The organism is Mesoflavibacter sp. CH_XMU1422-2 (assembly GCF_037029245.1).
Classification (GTDB): domain Bacteria; phylum Bacteroidota; class Bacteroidia; order Flavobacteriales; family Flavobacteriaceae; genus Mesoflavibacter; species Mesoflavibacter zeaxanthinifaciens.
The window spans coordinates 21,629-37,650 of record NZ_JAYMEE010000001.1; the positions used below are offsets into that span (position 1 = coordinate 21,629).

A 16,022-nucleotide genomic window follows, 5' to 3' on the forward strand; every position below is an offset into this window, starting at 1 on the left:
GCACGATATTTTCTAATAACAAGTTGAGGATTTAATTAAAGAATTAAAATTTTTATAATTAAAATTCGTTATTTTGAAAATAGCAGCTTAAACACAAATAATTTGGCGGCTAAGTTTAAATTAAAAACTAAATAAATCCAACATGAAATTTAAAGTTCTTTTAGTATTGTTCATATTAAGTGTGTCCTTTCAAGCAAATGCACAACGTGGCGTAAGAATAGGTTATATAGATACTGAATATATTTTAGAAAACGTTCCAGAATATACCGAAGCTACTAAGCAATTAGAGTCTAAAGTACAAAAATGGAAAACTGAAATAGAAGGTCGATTAAATACTGTAAAGCAAAAACGCGAGGCACTTAATAACGAAAAAGCATTATTAACAAAAGAGTTAATAGAAGAGCGTGAAGAAGATATTTTATTTGAAGAAAAAGAAATATTAGATTATCAACAAAAACGCTTTGGTCCTAATGGTGATTTGATGATTCAAAAAAAGCAGTTAATGCAACCAGTACAAGACCAAATTTTTCAAGCAGTACAAGACATAGCAGCAAACAAAAAATATGATTTTATTTTTGATAAATCAGCAGATGTTGTTATGCTATATTCAGCAGAACGTTTTGATATTAGCGACTTAGTAATAAGAACAATAACTAGAGCATCAAAACGTAAACAAGCAACAAACAGAAAAGAGCGTAAAGAAGCAAAAGAAGAAGAAGTTGTAGAAGAGGTTAATGACTCTCAAGAAGCTAGACAAAAAGCGTTAGACGAAAAAAGAGCAGCAAGAGAAGCTGCTGCAGAAAAACGTAGACAAGAAATATTTGAAGCAAGAGAAGCAAAGAAAAAAGCAGCACAAGAGAAGAGACAAAAACTTATAGAAGAACGTGCAAAAGCAAGAGAAGAAAAATTAAAAGCTAGACAAGAAACTAAAGACGAAGAAAACCCATCTTTTGATGGAGACGAAAATAATAAAGAAGAAAATTAATAAAAAAAGAGTTTAGTTAACAACAAACTCTTAGATTAACACTAATAATTTATAACACAAATACTATTAAAAATGAAACAAATTAAATCACTTTTATTCGCTGCAGCATTATTTATAGGAGCAACAAGTTTTACTAATGCTCAATCAAAAGTAGCGCATATTAATGTTGGAGAGCTTGTAACTTCAATGCCAGAGATGAAAACTGCTCAAGCAGAAATGGAACAAATGGGTAAAACGTTTGAAACTGACATTCAAGAAATGATGAATGAGTATAAAACAAAAGCTCAACAATACGAAGCAGAAGCTGCAACAAAAACTAATGAAGATAACCAAAAAAGAGGTGAAGAGTTAGCAGGTATGCAACAAAACATTAGACAATTTCAAGCTAATGCGCAACAACAATTACAACAAAAAGAATTAGATCTTTTAGAGCCAATTACAAAAAAGGCTAAAGCAGCTATTTTAAAAGTAGCAAAAGCACAAGGTTTTGATTATGTATTAGATTCTTCTCAAGGTTCAGGAGTAATTATGGCAGAAGGTAAAAACTTATTACAAGACGTTCAAAAAGAATTAGGATTTTAATTAAAATCTCTTTTAAAATACAATAAAGCTGTCTAAATTTAGACAGCTTTTTTTATACGATGATTTTTTATGAGTAAACAGCCTATTGGTATTTTTGATTCTGGAGTTGGTGGTACTTCTATTTGGAAAGAAATACACTCTTTATTACCCTACGAAAACACTATTTACCTTGCAGATAGTGCAAATGCACCTTATGGGCCTAAAGGAAAAGATGCTATTATAGCATTATCAGAAAAAAACACCGAGTATTTATTAAATCAAAACTCCAAAATAATTGTTGTGGCATGTAATACAGCAACAACCAATGCCATTAAACATTTAAGAAAAAAATATGATGTGCCTTTTATAGGTATAGAGCCAGCAATTAAACCTGCAGCATTACAAACACAAACAAAAGCTATTGGTATTCTAGCAACAAAAGGCACTTTAAGTAGTGAGCTTTTTTTTAACACCTCACAATTATACTCTAATGGAATAGAAGTGATAGAACAAGAAGGAGAAGGTATTGTGCAATTAATTGAAAGTGGTAATATTAATTCGGAAGAGATGAAAGCGCTTTTAAAAATTTATTTAAAGCCAATGCTAAATGCTAATATCGATTATTTGGTGTTAGGTTGTACACATTATCCATATTTAATACCACAACTTTTAAAAATGCTTCCTAAGCATATAAAAATAATAGACTCTGGTGAAGCTGTTGCTAGACAGACAAAAGCTATTTTAAAACAGTTAAAATTACTTAATATAACGGATGTTAAACCAGATTTAAAATTTTATATCAATTCTAATCCAAAAGTCATGTCTCAACTTTTAAATAATAATTTTGAGGTATATCAAAAAGATTTTTAGTCATAAAAAAAAGCCAAGTGTTACACTTGGCTTTTTTATTATATATGTTCAGTTCTATACTTCTTCAGCATCTCTTAAGCTTTGAATGTAAGCTGCTTTTTGAACTTGTTTTCTTCTTGTTACAGAAGGTTTTGTAAAGTATTGCTTGTCTCTTAAGTTTTGCATTACTTTAATATTTCTGTGTTTACGCTTGTAACGTTTTAAGGCGCGTTCTATGTTTTCGCCTTCTTTAATTTCTATTCTTAACATATCAGTATTTTAAATCTTTTGCGAATATCCCTCAAATATTAGGATTATTCAAATTATTAATGTTTTATTTTAGTTTTTTAACCTAAATAGGTCTTTAAAATCTTACTTTTTGATGTTTGACGTAATCGTCTTATACCTTTTTCTCTAATTTGCCTAACGCGTTCTCTTGTAAGATCAAAGGTTCTTCCAATCTCATCTAATGTCATTGCTGGTTGATTACCTAAACCAAAATTTAATCTAATTACATCACTTTCTCTTGGTGTTAAAGTTTCTAATGCACGTTCAATTTCAATATTTAAAGACTCATGCATTAGTTGATTATCAGGGTTTGGAGATTCTCCAGATTTTACTAGATCATAAAGGCTATAATCTTCGCCTTCTTTTAGCGGTGCATCCATAGATACGTGTCTGCTAGAGATACGCATAGATTGTTTTACATCACTTATGGTTAGGTCTAACTCTTTAGCAATTTCTGCTGCGCTTGGCGGTCTTTGATTAGCTTGCTCTAAATGAGATGTAACTTTTCTTATTTTATTAATGCTTCCAATTTTGTTAAGTGGTAATCTAACAATTCTTGATTGTTCTGCTAAAGCAGAAAGAATAGCTTGTCTAATCCACCAAACAGCATAAGAAATAAATTTAAAACCTCTAGTTTCGTCAAAACGTTTAGCTGCTTTTACTAAACCTGCATTTCCTTCGTTAATTAGATCTGGAAGTTTTAAGCCTTGATTTTGATATTGTTTGGCAACAGAAACAACAAAACGTAAGTTAGCAGTGGTTAATTTATCTAAAGATTTTTGACATCCTTCTCTAATTTTCTTGGCTAATTCTACTTCTTCTTCAGCAGTAACCATAGGAAGTTTACTTATGTCTTGTAGGTATTTGTCAAGTGATTTAGATTCGCGATTGGTAACTTGTTTCGTGATTTTTAATTGTCGCATTCAATGTAGTTTAATGTTTAACATTCTCAATCTAACAGAATATTCGACAATTCCTAATATTTAACAGTTTTTTAGATGTTTTGTTGCGAAGTTTTTAAAAGAATTAATCAGATTCCTTCTTTTTTCCAAAAAGTCCTCCTAACACGTCTTTTACATTATTTTTTGTTTTTGTAGAATCTGTTTTTGTCGAGTCTTTTGGTTTGTTTCCGCCTAGAAGTCCGCCAATAACATCTTTTACTGGATTATTAGTAGTGGTTGATGTACTGTCACTGCTTTGATTGTTGTTGTTTAAAATGTTACCTATAGCATCATTAAGCTTGCCTTTACCTTGGTTTATTAATTTTTGTTTTTGAATTTCGACTAACTGCTGTGTTAATGTTTTTACACCGCTAGTTAAGTCTGTAGACACTTGTGGTTTTGTTGTGTTGCCAGAAACAGATGCGGTTACAGGTATTGTAATATTGTTTACTGCAGGATCGTTAATTTTATTTATTAGTGCGTTTACATCGCTTCCTAAATACTTTGCAGGTACATCAATAACTACTTGATAGTTCATTGTGTTGCTAAAAGAATGCGATCCGCCAATTGTCATTTTTATGTCCTTATATTTTATATCAAACGGTTGGACATTGACTTGACCATTATTAAAAGATAATTTTGCGGTAAGATCTTTTAAATTAAGTTTACTAAAGTCTAAAAAGTTTAATTTACTTTCTAAAGCTGTAAATAGCTGTTCGTTTTTAGGCTTAAATTCTCCAGTTAATAATTCCGCGAAAGCGTCACCAGAAATTGTATTTAAAATAGGTGTAAAATCTTGACCTAATGTACCAGAAATATCAATAGAGCTGTTAAGTTTTCCTTCTAAAGCTTTAGCGATAGGCGCTAACGCTTGTAACATATCCAAGCCATTAAATGATTCTGAAATATTAAAGTTAGAAGCACCAAGTTGCATCTTAAATGTAGACTGCTCTTTTGTGGTGTCCACTAAACCGTTTAAGCTTAAATTACCATCAAAAATACTTGAAGTCATATTGTTTAACTGCGCTTTACCATCTGCAATTTTTAAGCTTCCTTTTACATCTTTTAAAGTAAGATTGTCATAAACTACAGTGGTTGCATTTGCTGTTACATTACAATCTAAAAATTCTGGTATTTTTAAAGCCGTATCTGGTTCTGTGCTTTGGTTTACTGGTGCTTCGCTACCGCCTTCTATCATAAAGTCGCTAACTACAAATTTGTTTGAGTTGACATTAAAATCTCCTTTTAGCTTTTTATCACTTAATAAAAAGCCAAGTAAATTATTTATTGTACCAGTTGCGTTTAAATCAGACTGTCCTGTTGTTGCATTAAACTTATCAAGTTTTATAGTGCCTGGATTAAAGTTAACTTCTGCATTACTTATATTAATTGGGTTTACTATATCTGCTGAAGAAAACTCAAATCCACTAACGCTAACCATACCGTTGTTTTTGATGCGTTCGTAAGCATTAGTTTCGATAGCATTCATATCAAAACTAGTATTTAATTTAGCTTTTAAAATACCTTTTAATTCATTCTCAAGTTCAATTGGGTACGCTTTTGTGATATTGGCTAAATTTAAAACACCATCAATATTAGCGTTTACTAACATGTTAGTCGTTAGATTTTTTATAGTAGCCGAACTCTTAAAAACATCTTGGTCTATTTTAAAATTAAGCGCATTTAAGTTAACGTAAGTATCGTCTACTAAACCAGTTTCGTTTTTTATTTGTGCGTTAATATTGATGTTTTCTACTCGTTTTGGTAGATCTGCAAATTTAAAAGATGCATTATCAGATAGAATATTAATATCTAAAGTAGGTATGGTTTCTTCAGTTACTTTTCCTTTAATAACTCCGTTTACTTTAAAGTTTCCTGTCGTATTTACGTTGTCTAAGTTTTTAGCATAGGTCTTTGGGATAACTGCTAAAAACTCTTTAAATGAAGAACCAGGATTTTCAAAAGAAATATCAATCTCTTGTCCGTCTTCAAGTTGTTTTACGTAACCTTTAAATTGTAAAGGTAAATCGTTTACAAAACCTTCATTATCTTTAAATGTGTAAGTTTGATTAGGTATGTCTAAATCTATTAAAGCATCAAGTTTAATTAGGTTGTTACTTAAATATTCTGTGCTATCAATGCTGAAAGTTACGTTGGCTTCGGTTTTTGTATCTAATTGGGAAGTGTCTCCAGAAAAAATTCCGTTACCTGTATGATTAATGTTGGTAACTTTTATTAGTGTATTAGCGCTTTCATCTATATAATTAAAAGCACTATTATTTATGCTGTAATTTTCAATATCAAAAGCAAAACCATCATTATTTGAAGTGTCAGGTGATGTATTGTTGGTATTTTCTTTTGCAATGTCCCAATTTACTTGTCCATCTTTGTTTGTTTTTAAATTAATTAAGGCGTCATCAACATTTATGCTGTTTACAATAATTGGATCTTCACTAGCGGTTTTAAAAAGTTCTTTAACAGACATGTCTAAGGATAGCTGTTTTACTCTAGCTAAAGTATCATTTTTAAAAGGCTCAAAATTGGTAATTACCAAATTGTCTAAGGTAACATTAGCTTGTGGGAAGCTTCTAATAAAACTTAAGTCTACATCATTAAATTCAACTTTTGCATTTACATTGTTGTTAATGAAATTTTTAACCATATCCTTTATTTGACTTTGAAAAATAAACGGACTAGCTATTAAAAGTAGAAGTAGAATTAAAAATGAAATTCCGATAATTTTAAGCTTTTTCTTCATGAGAACTTTTTAAGTTGAATTTTCATACGAATTTACGTATTAAAATAGGTAAAAAGATCTTGATAAGCTTAGATTTAATATAAGTTTAGCATTTTTAAAGTAGATTTATCTCTTCGTTAACTTTAAGCTTAAAACGCTTTCTAAAAAGATATACACCTAAGTACAAAAATGGTGTGTCGATGATGGCTATAAAAACCTTAAATAAAAAACCGCTAATCAATAATCCAGCAAATTTATCCCAATCAATTTCACCAAAAGAACACAGTAAAAATAAAACTGAAAAGGTGTCTACAAACTGAGATAAAAAAGTAGAGCAATTATTACGCAGCCAAAGCATTTTTCCATTGGTTAATCGTTTCCAAAAGTGATAAATTTGAATATCTACAAGTTGCGCTAATAAATAGGCCATCATACTGGCAAATACAGCAATAATAGTGTTGCCAAATACTGTGGTAAAAAGAGAATTGTTAACAGGCGACCAATTTGTAGCAGGAACAAGATTGGCGGTGTAAACTATTAATAAAGAAAAAATAGAAGCAAAAATACCTGCAATTACAATTTGGTTTGCACGTTTTTTACCATAAATCTCACTTATTAAATCGGTGATTAAAAAGGTAATCGGGTAAGGAAGAATACCAACAGAAATCTCAAATAACTTAGCTCCAAAAATTTCAATATCAAAAGGATGCCAATAAAAAAACTTCTGAAAAATTAGGTTAGAAACCACCAAAGAGGTTATAAATAAGGCACCTAAAAACAGGTAGATTTTTTGAGCAGCTAGTTTGTCTTTTAAGATCATAAAAACTTATTAACAGTTTGTGTAAAGATAAGGACTAAGTGAATTTCTTTTAGTTATTTTGTCAAAGATTTATGAAGGATTCTAAAACCATATACATAGCATTAGGTAGTAATAAAGGCGATAAGTTTAAAAACTTACAACTTGCTGTAGATGCTATTTTTGAAAAAATTGGCACAATAATTAGTATTTCAAAAGTCTATCAAAGTCAAGCAATGGGCTTTGAAGGCGATGATTTTTTAAATACATGTATAGCTGTAAATACAAAACTAACACCTAAAAAAGTACTTAAAACGCTTCAAGATATTGAAGTGAAATTAGGTAGAACACCTAAAAAAAGTGAAAGTTACGAGTCTAGAGAAATTGATCTAGATATAATCTTTTTTGAAGATGAAATTTTAGATGAAAGTAACTTGGTAATTCCTCATCCAGAAGCTCATAAACGTAAATTTGTTTTAGAACCCTTAAAACTAATTGCAGCTAAAACAGAACATCCTGTTTTAGAAAAAACAGTTGATCAACTTTATGACGCTTGCGAAGATCAAACGACTTTAGAACCTTATAATATCTGGCTAAAAAACCCAATTAAGCAGTATAAATTATCTAAAAATAACTATATAGCTATTGAAGGTAATATTGGAGCTGGTAAGACAAGTTTATCAACACAAATTGCATCAGATTTTAATGCAAAATTAATTTTAGAACGTTTTGCAGACAATCCGTTTTTACCAAAGTTTTATAAAGAGCCAAATCGCTACGCGTTTACTTTAGAGATGTCTTTTTTGGCAGATCGCTACCAGCAAATTAGCGACGATTTAAGTCAGCTAGATTTGTTTAAAGATTTTATTGTTAGCGATTACGACGTGTTTAAATCTTTAATTTTCTCAAAAATTACGCTGCAACCAGACGAGTTTAAATTATACCGAAAGCTATTTTATTTGATGTATAAAGATATTGCAAAGCCAGATTTGTATGTGTATTTATATCAAAATACTGAGCGTTTACAAGCTAACATTAAAAAAAGAGGTAGAAAATACGAAAGCGAAATAGCAGACGATTATTTAGAAAAAATTAATGCAGGTTATTTAGATTTCCTAAAAAGTCAGTCAGATTTTAATGTAAAAATTATTGATATTTCTGATAAAGATTTTGTAAAAAATAGAGCAGACTATTTATGGCTTTTAAACGAAATAAATAATGGAGTACAAGATAGTCAAGACCGATAAAATTTTAATTGTTGGTTTAAGTGCAACTGCTAATTTTTTAAATACTAATCAAATAACTGGTCAGTTAGCAAGACAATTTATGCCAAGAGTTGAAGAGGTAACACATAGAAAAGACAACTTTAAATTGTCACTTCATAAATACTCAAGTTTTAATATTTCAGAATTTAATCCTAATCAAACGTTTCAAAAATGGATAGGTGTAGAGGTAGATAACTTGCAATCTGTACCAGAACATATGGAAACTTTAACTATAGATCCTGGCAGATATTTAGTAGTAAATTTTGAAGGAACTATAGCAGCATTTGTAAGCTTTTGGCAAGACCTTCATTTTAATTGGTTACCAAATTCAGAATTCGAAATAGATAACAGACCACATTTTGAAAGACTTGGTCCAGATTATAACCCAAATCAAGCTGTAAATAAGGAAGAAATTTGGATTCCCATTAAGTAGAAGTTAGGTTGTCGAAAACCTTTAATTTTCAATATTCAAACCTTTCAACTTACTAAATACATCCCAAACTACAACGCCACAACTTACGCTAATATTTAAAGAGTGTTTAGTGCCATATTGCGGTATTTCAATAACATTATCACTAGCATTAACTACTTTTTGAGAGACACCTTTTACTTCGTTGCCAAAAACTAAAGCGTATTTAGTGTTTACTTCTGGTGTAAACTGGTCTAACATAACCGCATTTTCGGCTTGCTCAATACTTAAAACTTTGCAATTTTCGGCTTTAAGTTTTTCAACTAATTCAATAGTGTTTTCTACATATTCCCAATCGACAGTCTCTGTACTGCCCAATGCAGTTTTATGTATGTCTTTATGTGGTGGCGTAGCTGTAATTCCGCAGAGATAAATTTTTTCAACTAAAAACGCATCACTTGTTCTAAACACACTACCAATATTGTTTAAACTTCTAATATTGTCTAATATGATGATAATAGGTGTTTTTTTAGAGTGTTTAAAATCTTCAACACTTAGTCGGTCTAGCTCGCTGTTTTTTAGTTTTCTCATAATGCAAATATTCAAAAAAAAACTCCCTTTTTTCAAAGGAAGTTTTAATAAAAAGTATTTAAATAAGATTTAGTGTACCTCTTCTTTAGCCTCTTCAACTTTTGGCTTAACCGTTCCTTTAATTCTTAATCTGACAGAAGGCGAGTTAACAGCATTTGTAGTTAATGTAACTGTTTTAGAAAAACCACCAGTTCTGTTAGTTGCGTAACGTACTTTAATAACATCAGATGCTCCTGGAGCAATTGGTGTTCTTGGCCAAGTTGGTACTGTACAACCACAAGATCCTTTAGCGTTTGTGATTACTAATGGAGTGTCACCTGTATTTGTAAATTTAAATTCTCTATTTCCATCTGCACCATTTTCAATTGTACCATAGTCTATTGTTTTAGATTCAAATTCAATTTTGGCGCCTTTAGTATTGGTTGCTGCTTTAACAGCTTCTGTTTTTTCTGCTGTTTGAGCAACGCTAAATGTAATCATTCCGATTAAAGCAAAGCTTAACAATATTAATTTTTTCATGGTAAATATTTATAGGATTATTGGACAAATTTAGAAAAATAGATATACTTCTTTGGTTAATTAAATAATAATTTAAACATCGTTTTATAGCATCTGGTAAATTGATTAAATTCGCAATCAAACCAAAATCAAAATATATTCCCTTTGGCAGCAAAATCTAAAACCAAAAAAGTAACACCATTAATGAAGCAGTACAACGCTATAAAAGCGAAATACCCTGATGCTTTATTACTGTTTAGAGTTGGAGATTTTTATGAAACTTTTGGAGAAGATGCTGTAAAAACTGCCGAAATTTTAGGTATCATTTTAACCAAAAGAGGCGCAGGAAGTGATAGCGAAACAGAATTAGCAGGTTTTCCGCATCACTCATTAAACACCTATTTACCTAAGCTGGTAAAGGCTGGCGAGCGTGTTGCAATTTGCGACCAGTTAGAAGATCCTAAACAAACAAAAACCATTGTTAAACGTGGTGTGACCGAGTTGGTAACTCCTGGTGTAGCTTTAAATGATGAGGTGCTTCAATCTAAAACAAACAACTTTTTATGTTCGGTTTATTTTGGAAAATTATCCATAGGAATTTCATTTTTAGACATCTCTACGGGTGAGTTTTTAACCGCGCAAGGTAATGCAGAATATATAGATAAGTTACTTCAAAATTTTAGCCCAAGTGAAGTCCTAGTTTCTAAACCAAAACGCAACAAATTTGTTGAGGTTTTTGGTAACGATTTTCATACCTTTAATCTTGAAGATTGGGTATATCAAACCGATTTTGCTAATGAAACTTTACTTAAACATTTTGATACAAAATCATTAAAAGGTTTTGGTGTAGAAGATTTAAATGAAGGTATTATTGCAGCAGGTTCTATCTTACATTATTTAGCCGAAACGCAACATCATAAGCTAGAGCATATTACTTCAATAGCAAGAATTGCCGAAGACGATTATGTCTGGATGGATAAGTTTACCATTAGAAACTTAGAGCTGTATAACTCTACAAACAATAATGCAGTTACACTTTTAAATGTTATCGATAAAACCATATCTGCTATGGGCGGACGTATGCTTAAACGTTGGTTAGCATTACCTTTAAAACATGCAGATAAAATTAAGCAACGTCATGAGGTAGTTTCTTATTTAAAAGACAATGATACGGTTTTACATAAAATTCAAAATTATATAAAAAACATAGGCGATTTAGAACGTTTAATTTCTAAAATTGCTACGCAAAAGGTAAGTCCTCGTGAAGTTATTCAACTAAAAAACTCACTTGAAGCAATAGTACCAATCAAAGCATTGGCAACCAATTGTGATAACGAATCTTTAAAGATTATCGGTGATAATTTGCAAAGCTGTAATGTGCTTCGTGAAAAAATTAAAGAAACTTTAAATGAAGATGCGCCGGTTAATGTTTTAAAAGGAAATACTATTGCAAACGGATTTTCTTCTGAATTAGATGAACTTAGAGCACTATCTACATCCGGGAAAGATTATTTAGACAAGATGTTAGAGCGAGAGAGTGAACGTACAGGTATTACTTCTCTAAAAATAGCATCTAACAACGTATTTGGTTACTATATTGAAGTAAGAAATACACATAAGGATAAAGTGCCAGAAGAATGGATACGTAAGCAAACTTTAGTAAGCGCAGAACGTTACATTACAGAAGAATTAAAAGAATACGAAGCTAAAATTTTAGGAGCAGAAGAGCGTATTCTTGCAATAGAGCAAAAGTTATTTGCAGATTTGGTACAATGGATGAACCAATACATAAAACCAGTACAGCAAAATGCCTATTTAATTGGACAGTTAGACTGTTTGTGTGGTTTTGCACAATTGGCGACACAAAATAATTATGTGTATCCACAATTAGATGATTCTTTTGACTTAGAGATTAAAGATGGTCGTCATCCAGTAATAGAAAAACAACTACCAATTGATGAACCATATATTGCAAATTCAGTATTTTTAGATAGAGAAACACAACAAATCATAATGATTACTGGACCAAATATGTCTGGTAAATCGGCAATTTTACGTCAAACGGCATTAATTGTTTTACTAGCTCAAATAGGAAGTTTTGTGCCAGCAAAAGAAGCTAGAATTGGTGTTGTAGACAAGATTTTTACGCGTGTTGGCGCAAGTGATAATATTTCTATGGGAGAATCTACGTTTATGGTAGAAATGAATGAAACAGCGTCTATTCTTAACAATATTTCAAATAGAAGTTTAGTCTTGTTAGACGAAATTGGTCGCGGTACAAGTACTTACGATGGTATTTCAATAGCTTGGGCAATTAGCGAATATTTACATGAACATCCAGCAAAACCTAAAACTCTTTTTGCAACGCATTATCACGAGTTAAATGAAATGTCAGAGACTTTTAACCGTATTAAAAACTTTAATGTTTCGGTTAAAGAGCTTAAAGATAATGTATTATTCTTACGTAAATTAGTAGAAGGAGGTAGCGAACATAGTTTTGGGATACATGTTGCAAAGATGGCAGGAATGCCACAACAAGTATTACACAGAGCTAATAAAATTTTAAAGAAATTAGAGAAAAGCCATTCTAGCGAAGAGCTAACAGACAAGGTTAAATCTATGCAAGATGAAATGCAATTAAGCTTTTTTAACCTAGACGATCCACTACTAGAAAATATTAAAGAAGAAATTTTAGAAACAGATATTGATACCTTAACACCAGTGGAAGCATTAATGAAGCTAAATGAGATTAAACGTATGTTGTTGAAAAAGAAGTAAGTAAAAATTATTTTTATTTTTTTTAAAAAAAGGCTTTGTAAATCGTAAATATATTTTAAATTTGCATCCGCAATAGCAATATTGCTCGTTCATTAAAAAAGACTGCGAAAGTAGCTCAGGGGTAGAGCATCACCTTGCCAAGGTGAGGGTCGCGGGTTCAAATCCCGTCTTTCGCTCTGATACTTTCTTAAAAATATACCAAGATGCTGAAGTGGTGGAATTGGTAGACACGTTGGACTTAAAATCCAATGACCGTTTTGGTCGTGCGGGTTCAAGTCCCGCCTTCAGTACAAAAGCCTTATCAAATGATAAGGCTTTTTTTATTTACAATAAGTTATAGACATAAAAAAGCTCACTTAAATTTAAGTGAGCTTTTCAATTTAAAGAGTAATTCTCTTAATTATCGTCATCAGTAGCTTCTTTTACTGCATCCTTAACAGATTCTCCTGCTTCTTTAGTCTCTTCAACAGCTTCATCAATTGCTTTTCCTGTAGCTTCAAAACCATCTTTTGCAGCCTCTTCAGTTTCTTCTGCAGCATTCTCTACAGCATCACCTGTTGCTTCTGCAGCATTTTCAATGGTATCTTCAACTTCTTCTGCTTTTTTTTCGTCTCTACAAGATGTAAAGGCTATTGCAGATACTAAAACAGCACTTAATAATAGTTTTTTCATTTTTAATTGTTTTTGATTAGTAATTCTTTAAAGTTATGAATGAATTTTAAAAGAAATGAATATTTCTCTTACTTTTTTAATTTATAACCTTGTTACATATACTATTTACGAAGAAAACCTATTATTTGGATGATAGTACCTTCTTTTTCTTTTACAAAGTTGAAACTTTTTTTACTGGTTTCTTTTCTAAATATCTTATTTTCAATAAGTAAGTCTAATTTGTTTTTAAGTGAAGAATAACCATTAACAGAAAAGACATTGCCATTATCAATCATTTCTTGCGCTTCAGGAAATTTTTTGTAGTTAGCACCAATTATAATTGGTACTCCAAAAACAGCTGGTTCTAGTATATTATGCAAACCTGTTTTTCCCATTGCGCCACCAACATAAGCTATATCTGCATAGCTATATATTTTACTTAAAATACCAATAGTATCAACGATAAAGACGTTTGCATTTTTAAGGTTTGAATTCTCTTTATTTGAGAATAAAACAGTGTCCTTTTTTATTGAATTTTTTAAGCCTTCAATTTGCTTAGCTTTTATATTATGAGGCGCAATGATAAACTTTACATCATGTTTGCATTGATTAATGTATGGTACTAAAATAGCTTCATCTTCTGGCCAAGAACTACCAATAACAATGCATAATTTATCTTGTTTAAAAGTTTCAATAAAATCAAGAGTATTATCAATTTGCAACTGATTTAAAACACGGTCAAACCTTGTGTCGCCAGAAACAGTAGCATTTTCATAACCTATGCTTTCAAGTAGATTTTTAGACTCTTCGTTTTGAGTAAAAATATGTTCAAAAGCAAAAAGTGCTTCTTTAGTTTGTGTACCATACCATTTAAAAAAGGATTGATCTTTTCTAAATACAGCCGAAATTAATACGGCGCGCAAACCCTTCTTTTTAATTTCATTTAAATAATTTGGCCAGATTTCGTACTTCACAAAAACAGTTAACTCAGGATTTACAAGTTTGATAAATTGTTTTGCATTAGATTTTGTGTCTAATGGCAAATACACAACAACATCTGCAAATGGTGCATTTTTTCTAATCTCATAACCAGATGGAGAGAAAAATGTTAAAACAATTTTGTGTTTAGGATAGTCTTTTCTTAGTATGTCAAAAATAGGCAAACCCTGTTCGTATTCACCCAAAGACGCACAATGAAACCAAAGTGTTTTATCTCCTTTTTTAATTTCATTTTTAAGAATATCAAACGTGTTAGCACGACCTTTTACGCCTAATTTTATTTTTTGGTTAAAAAGCGCAATTACTTTTAATACCAATGAAGTCAAATAAATAAGGATGTTGTAGATAATATTCAAATTAAATTGTTTGTGCTAAAATACGTAATTCATTGGTTTGCGTTGGCTAATTTTGTAAATTCGTTACATAAACGATTATAAATTAAAATCGAGTGAAAAAAATACAAATGGTTGACCTTAAAGGTCAATACGCAGATATAAAACAAGAAGTAGATACTTCTATACAAGAGATTATTGATAATACAGCTTTTATTAATGGTCCTAAAGTACATCAATTTCAAAAAAACTTAGAAAATTATTTAGGTGTAAAGCATGTTATACCATGTGCAAATGGTACAGATGCGTTACAAATAGCAATGATGGGATTAGGTTTAGAGCAAGGTGATGAGGTCATTACAGCCGATTTCACCTTCGCTGCAACCGTAGAAGTTATTGCGCTTTTAAAATTAACACCAGTTTTAGTAGATGTAGATCCAGATAATTTTAATATCGATATCGAAGCTATTAAAAAGGCAATTACGCCTAAAACAAAAGCAATTGTGCCAGTACATTTGTTTGGTCAATGTGCTAACATGGAAGCGATAATGCAAATAGCTAAAGAGCATAACCTTTATGTTATAGAAGATAATGCGCAAGCTATAGGAGCTAACTACACATACCAAGATGGTACAAAAGCAAAAGCAGGTACGATAGGTCATGTGGCGTCAACATCATTTTTCCCATCTAAAAATTTAGGTTGTTACGGAGATGGCGGCGCTATTTTTACAAACGATGACGATTTAGCACATACCATTAGAGGTATTGTAAATCACGGAATGTACGAGCGTTATCACCATGATGTAGTCGGTGTAAATTCGCGTTTAGACTCAATCCAAGCAGCAGTTTTAGATGCCAAATTACCACATTTAGATAATTATAATCAAGCACGTCGTGACGCAGCAAGAAAGTACAATGCAGCCTTAAAAGACGTACCACAAATTACATTGCCTAAAACCGTAAATAATTGCGAAGGTATTTGTGATACTTGCGATTGTCACGTGTTTCATCAATACACATTAAAATTAGAAAATGTAGATAGAGATGCGTTGGTAAAATATCTAAATAGTCACGATATCCCTTGCGGTGTCTACTATCCAATACCTTTACACAAACAAAAAGCGTATCAAGATAGCAGGTACAACGAAGCAGATTTTACAGTCACTAACCAGTTGGTAAAACAAGTTATTTCTTTACCAATGCATACCGAATTAGAAGACGATCAAATTGAATTTATTACAACAAAGATTAAAGAATTTATAGCAAATAATTAGGGCGTTACCCATAAAGGGTCGGGCTTTCGCAAGTCGTAATCAAAGATGTGCTCCAACAATTGCTCAAT

At 31.2% G+C, this 16,022-nt stretch carries 15 protein-coding genes and 2 tRNA genes; 9 read left to right on the plus strand and 8 right to left on the minus strand.

Annotation, left to right across the window (positions count from 1 at the left end):
* The first annotated feature begins 142 nt into the window (after positions 1-142).
* The 3 genes from WA340_RS00110 to murI all read left to right on the plus strand — a co-directional run bounded on the left by WA340_RS00110 (position 143) and on the right by murI (position 2,416).
* Positions 143-985 (plus strand): OmpH family outer membrane protein, encoded by an 843-nt coding sequence (locus WA340_RS00110; protein WP_336126766.1) that lies wholly within the window; start codon positions 143-145, stop codon positions 983-985.
* A 72-nt stretch (positions 986-1,057) separates the two neighbouring features.
* The gene (locus WA340_RS00115; protein WP_027880484.1) at positions 1,058-1,567 is read left to right on the plus strand and encodes an OmpH family outer membrane protein; all 510 of its coding nucleotides are present in this window, start codon (positions 1,058-1,060) and stop codon (positions 1,565-1,567) included.
* 69 nt (positions 1,568-1,636) lie between these two features.
* Positions 1,637-2,416 carry a glutamate racemase gene (gene murI, locus WA340_RS00120; protein ID WP_336126767.1) on the plus strand — a complete coding sequence of 260 codons (780 nt, stop codon included), beginning with the start codon at positions 1,637-1,639 and terminating at the stop codon, positions 2,414-2,416.
* A gap of 54 nt (positions 2,417-2,470) precedes the next feature.
* On the opposite strand, the gene rpsU is transcribed toward murI, so the two are convergent.
* From rpsU to WA340_RS00140, 4 genes are all read right to left on the minus strand, one after another.
* Complete coding sequence (gene rpsU / locus WA340_RS00125; RefSeq protein WP_027880486.1) at positions 2,471-2,665, minus strand: 30S ribosomal protein S21; 195 nt, start codon at positions 2,663-2,665, stop codon at positions 2,471-2,473.
* 77 nt (positions 2,666-2,742) lie between these two features.
* Positions 2,743-3,606: a sigma-70 family RNA polymerase sigma factor gene (locus WA340_RS00130; protein WP_027880487.1), complete on the minus strand. Its 864-nt coding sequence runs from the start codon at positions 3,604-3,606 to the stop codon at positions 2,743-2,745.
* Positions 3,607-3,709: 103 nt separating this feature from the next.
* On the minus strand, positions 3,710-6,382 hold the full coding sequence (locus tag WA340_RS00135; RefSeq protein WP_336126769.1) for an AsmA family protein: 2,673 nt from the start codon (positions 6,380-6,382) through the stop codon (positions 3,710-3,712).
* A 94-nt stretch (positions 6,383-6,476) separates the two neighbouring features.
* Positions 6,477-7,181 (minus strand): queuosine precursor transporter, encoded by a 705-nt coding sequence (locus tag WA340_RS00140; protein ID WP_336126771.1) that lies wholly within the window; start codon positions 7,179-7,181, stop codon positions 6,477-6,479.
* Positions 7,182-7,252: 71 nt separating this feature from the next.
* On the opposite strand from WA340_RS00140, the gene folK reads away from it, so the two are divergent.
* Together folK and WA340_RS00150 are read left to right on the plus strand one after the other, a co-directional pair.
* Positions 7,253-8,404, plus strand: coding sequence for a 2-amino-4-hydroxy-6-hydroxymethyldihydropteridine diphosphokinase (gene folK, locus WA340_RS00145; RefSeq protein WP_336126773.1), 1,152 nt, complete (start codon positions 7,253-7,255; stop codon positions 8,402-8,404).
* Positions 8,376-8,855, plus strand: a complete 480-nt coding sequence (locus tag WA340_RS00150; RefSeq protein ID WP_336126775.1) for a GyrI-like domain-containing protein — start codon at positions 8,376-8,378, stop codon at positions 8,853-8,855. Before folK ends, WA340_RS00150 begins: the two co-directional genes overlap by 29 nt.
* A 21-nt stretch (positions 8,856-8,876) precedes the next feature.
* On the opposite strand, the gene WA340_RS00155 is transcribed toward WA340_RS00150, so the two are convergent.
* A complete protein-coding gene (locus WA340_RS00155) occupies positions 8,877-9,422 on the minus strand; it encodes an RNA methyltransferase (protein ID WP_336126777.1) in 546 nt (181 codons plus the stop codon).
* A gap of 69 nt (positions 9,423-9,491) precedes the next feature.
* Positions 9,492-9,941: a DUF1573 domain-containing protein gene (locus tag WA340_RS00160; RefSeq protein WP_336126779.1), complete on the minus strand. Its 450-nt coding sequence runs from the start codon at positions 9,939-9,941 to the stop codon at positions 9,492-9,494.
* 183 nt (positions 9,942-10,124) lie between these two features.
* On the opposite strand from WA340_RS00160, the gene mutS reads away from it, so the two are divergent.
* The 3 genes from mutS to WA340_RS00175 all read left to right on the plus strand — a co-directional run bounded on the left by mutS (position 10,125) and on the right by WA340_RS00175 (position 12,988).
* Complete coding sequence (mutS, locus tag WA340_RS00165; protein ID WP_336126949.1) at positions 10,125-12,698, plus strand: DNA mismatch repair protein MutS; 2,574 nt, start codon at positions 10,125-10,127, stop codon at positions 12,696-12,698.
* A gap of 104 nt (positions 12,699-12,802) precedes the next feature.
* A tRNA-Gly gene (locus WA340_RS00170) sits at positions 12,803-12,874 on the plus strand.
* A 29-nt stretch (positions 12,875-12,903) separates the two neighbouring features.
* Positions 12,904-12,988 (plus strand) — tRNA-Leu (locus tag WA340_RS00175).
* Positions 12,989-13,094: 106 nt separating this feature from the next.
* Here WA340_RS00175 and WA340_RS00180 read toward each other — a convergent pair.
* On the minus strand, positions 13,095-13,370 hold the full coding sequence (locus WA340_RS00180; protein ID WP_027880495.1) for a hypothetical protein: 276 nt from the start codon (positions 13,368-13,370) through the stop codon (positions 13,095-13,097).
* A 101-nt stretch (positions 13,371-13,471) separates the two neighbouring features.
* Positions 13,472-14,704, minus strand: coding sequence for a 3-deoxy-D-manno-octulosonic acid transferase (locus WA340_RS00185; RefSeq protein WP_336126780.1), 1,233 nt, complete (start codon positions 14,702-14,704; stop codon positions 13,472-13,474).
* Between the two features lie 107 nt (positions 14,705-14,811).
* On the opposite strand from WA340_RS00185, the gene WA340_RS00190 reads away from it, so the two are divergent.
* Positions 14,812-15,954 carry a DegT/DnrJ/EryC1/StrS family aminotransferase gene (locus WA340_RS00190; RefSeq protein WP_336126950.1) on the plus strand — a complete coding sequence of 381 codons (1,143 nt, stop codon included), beginning with the start codon at positions 14,812-14,814 and terminating at the stop codon, positions 15,952-15,954.
* The last annotated feature ends 68 nt before the right edge of the window (positions 15,955-16,022 follow it).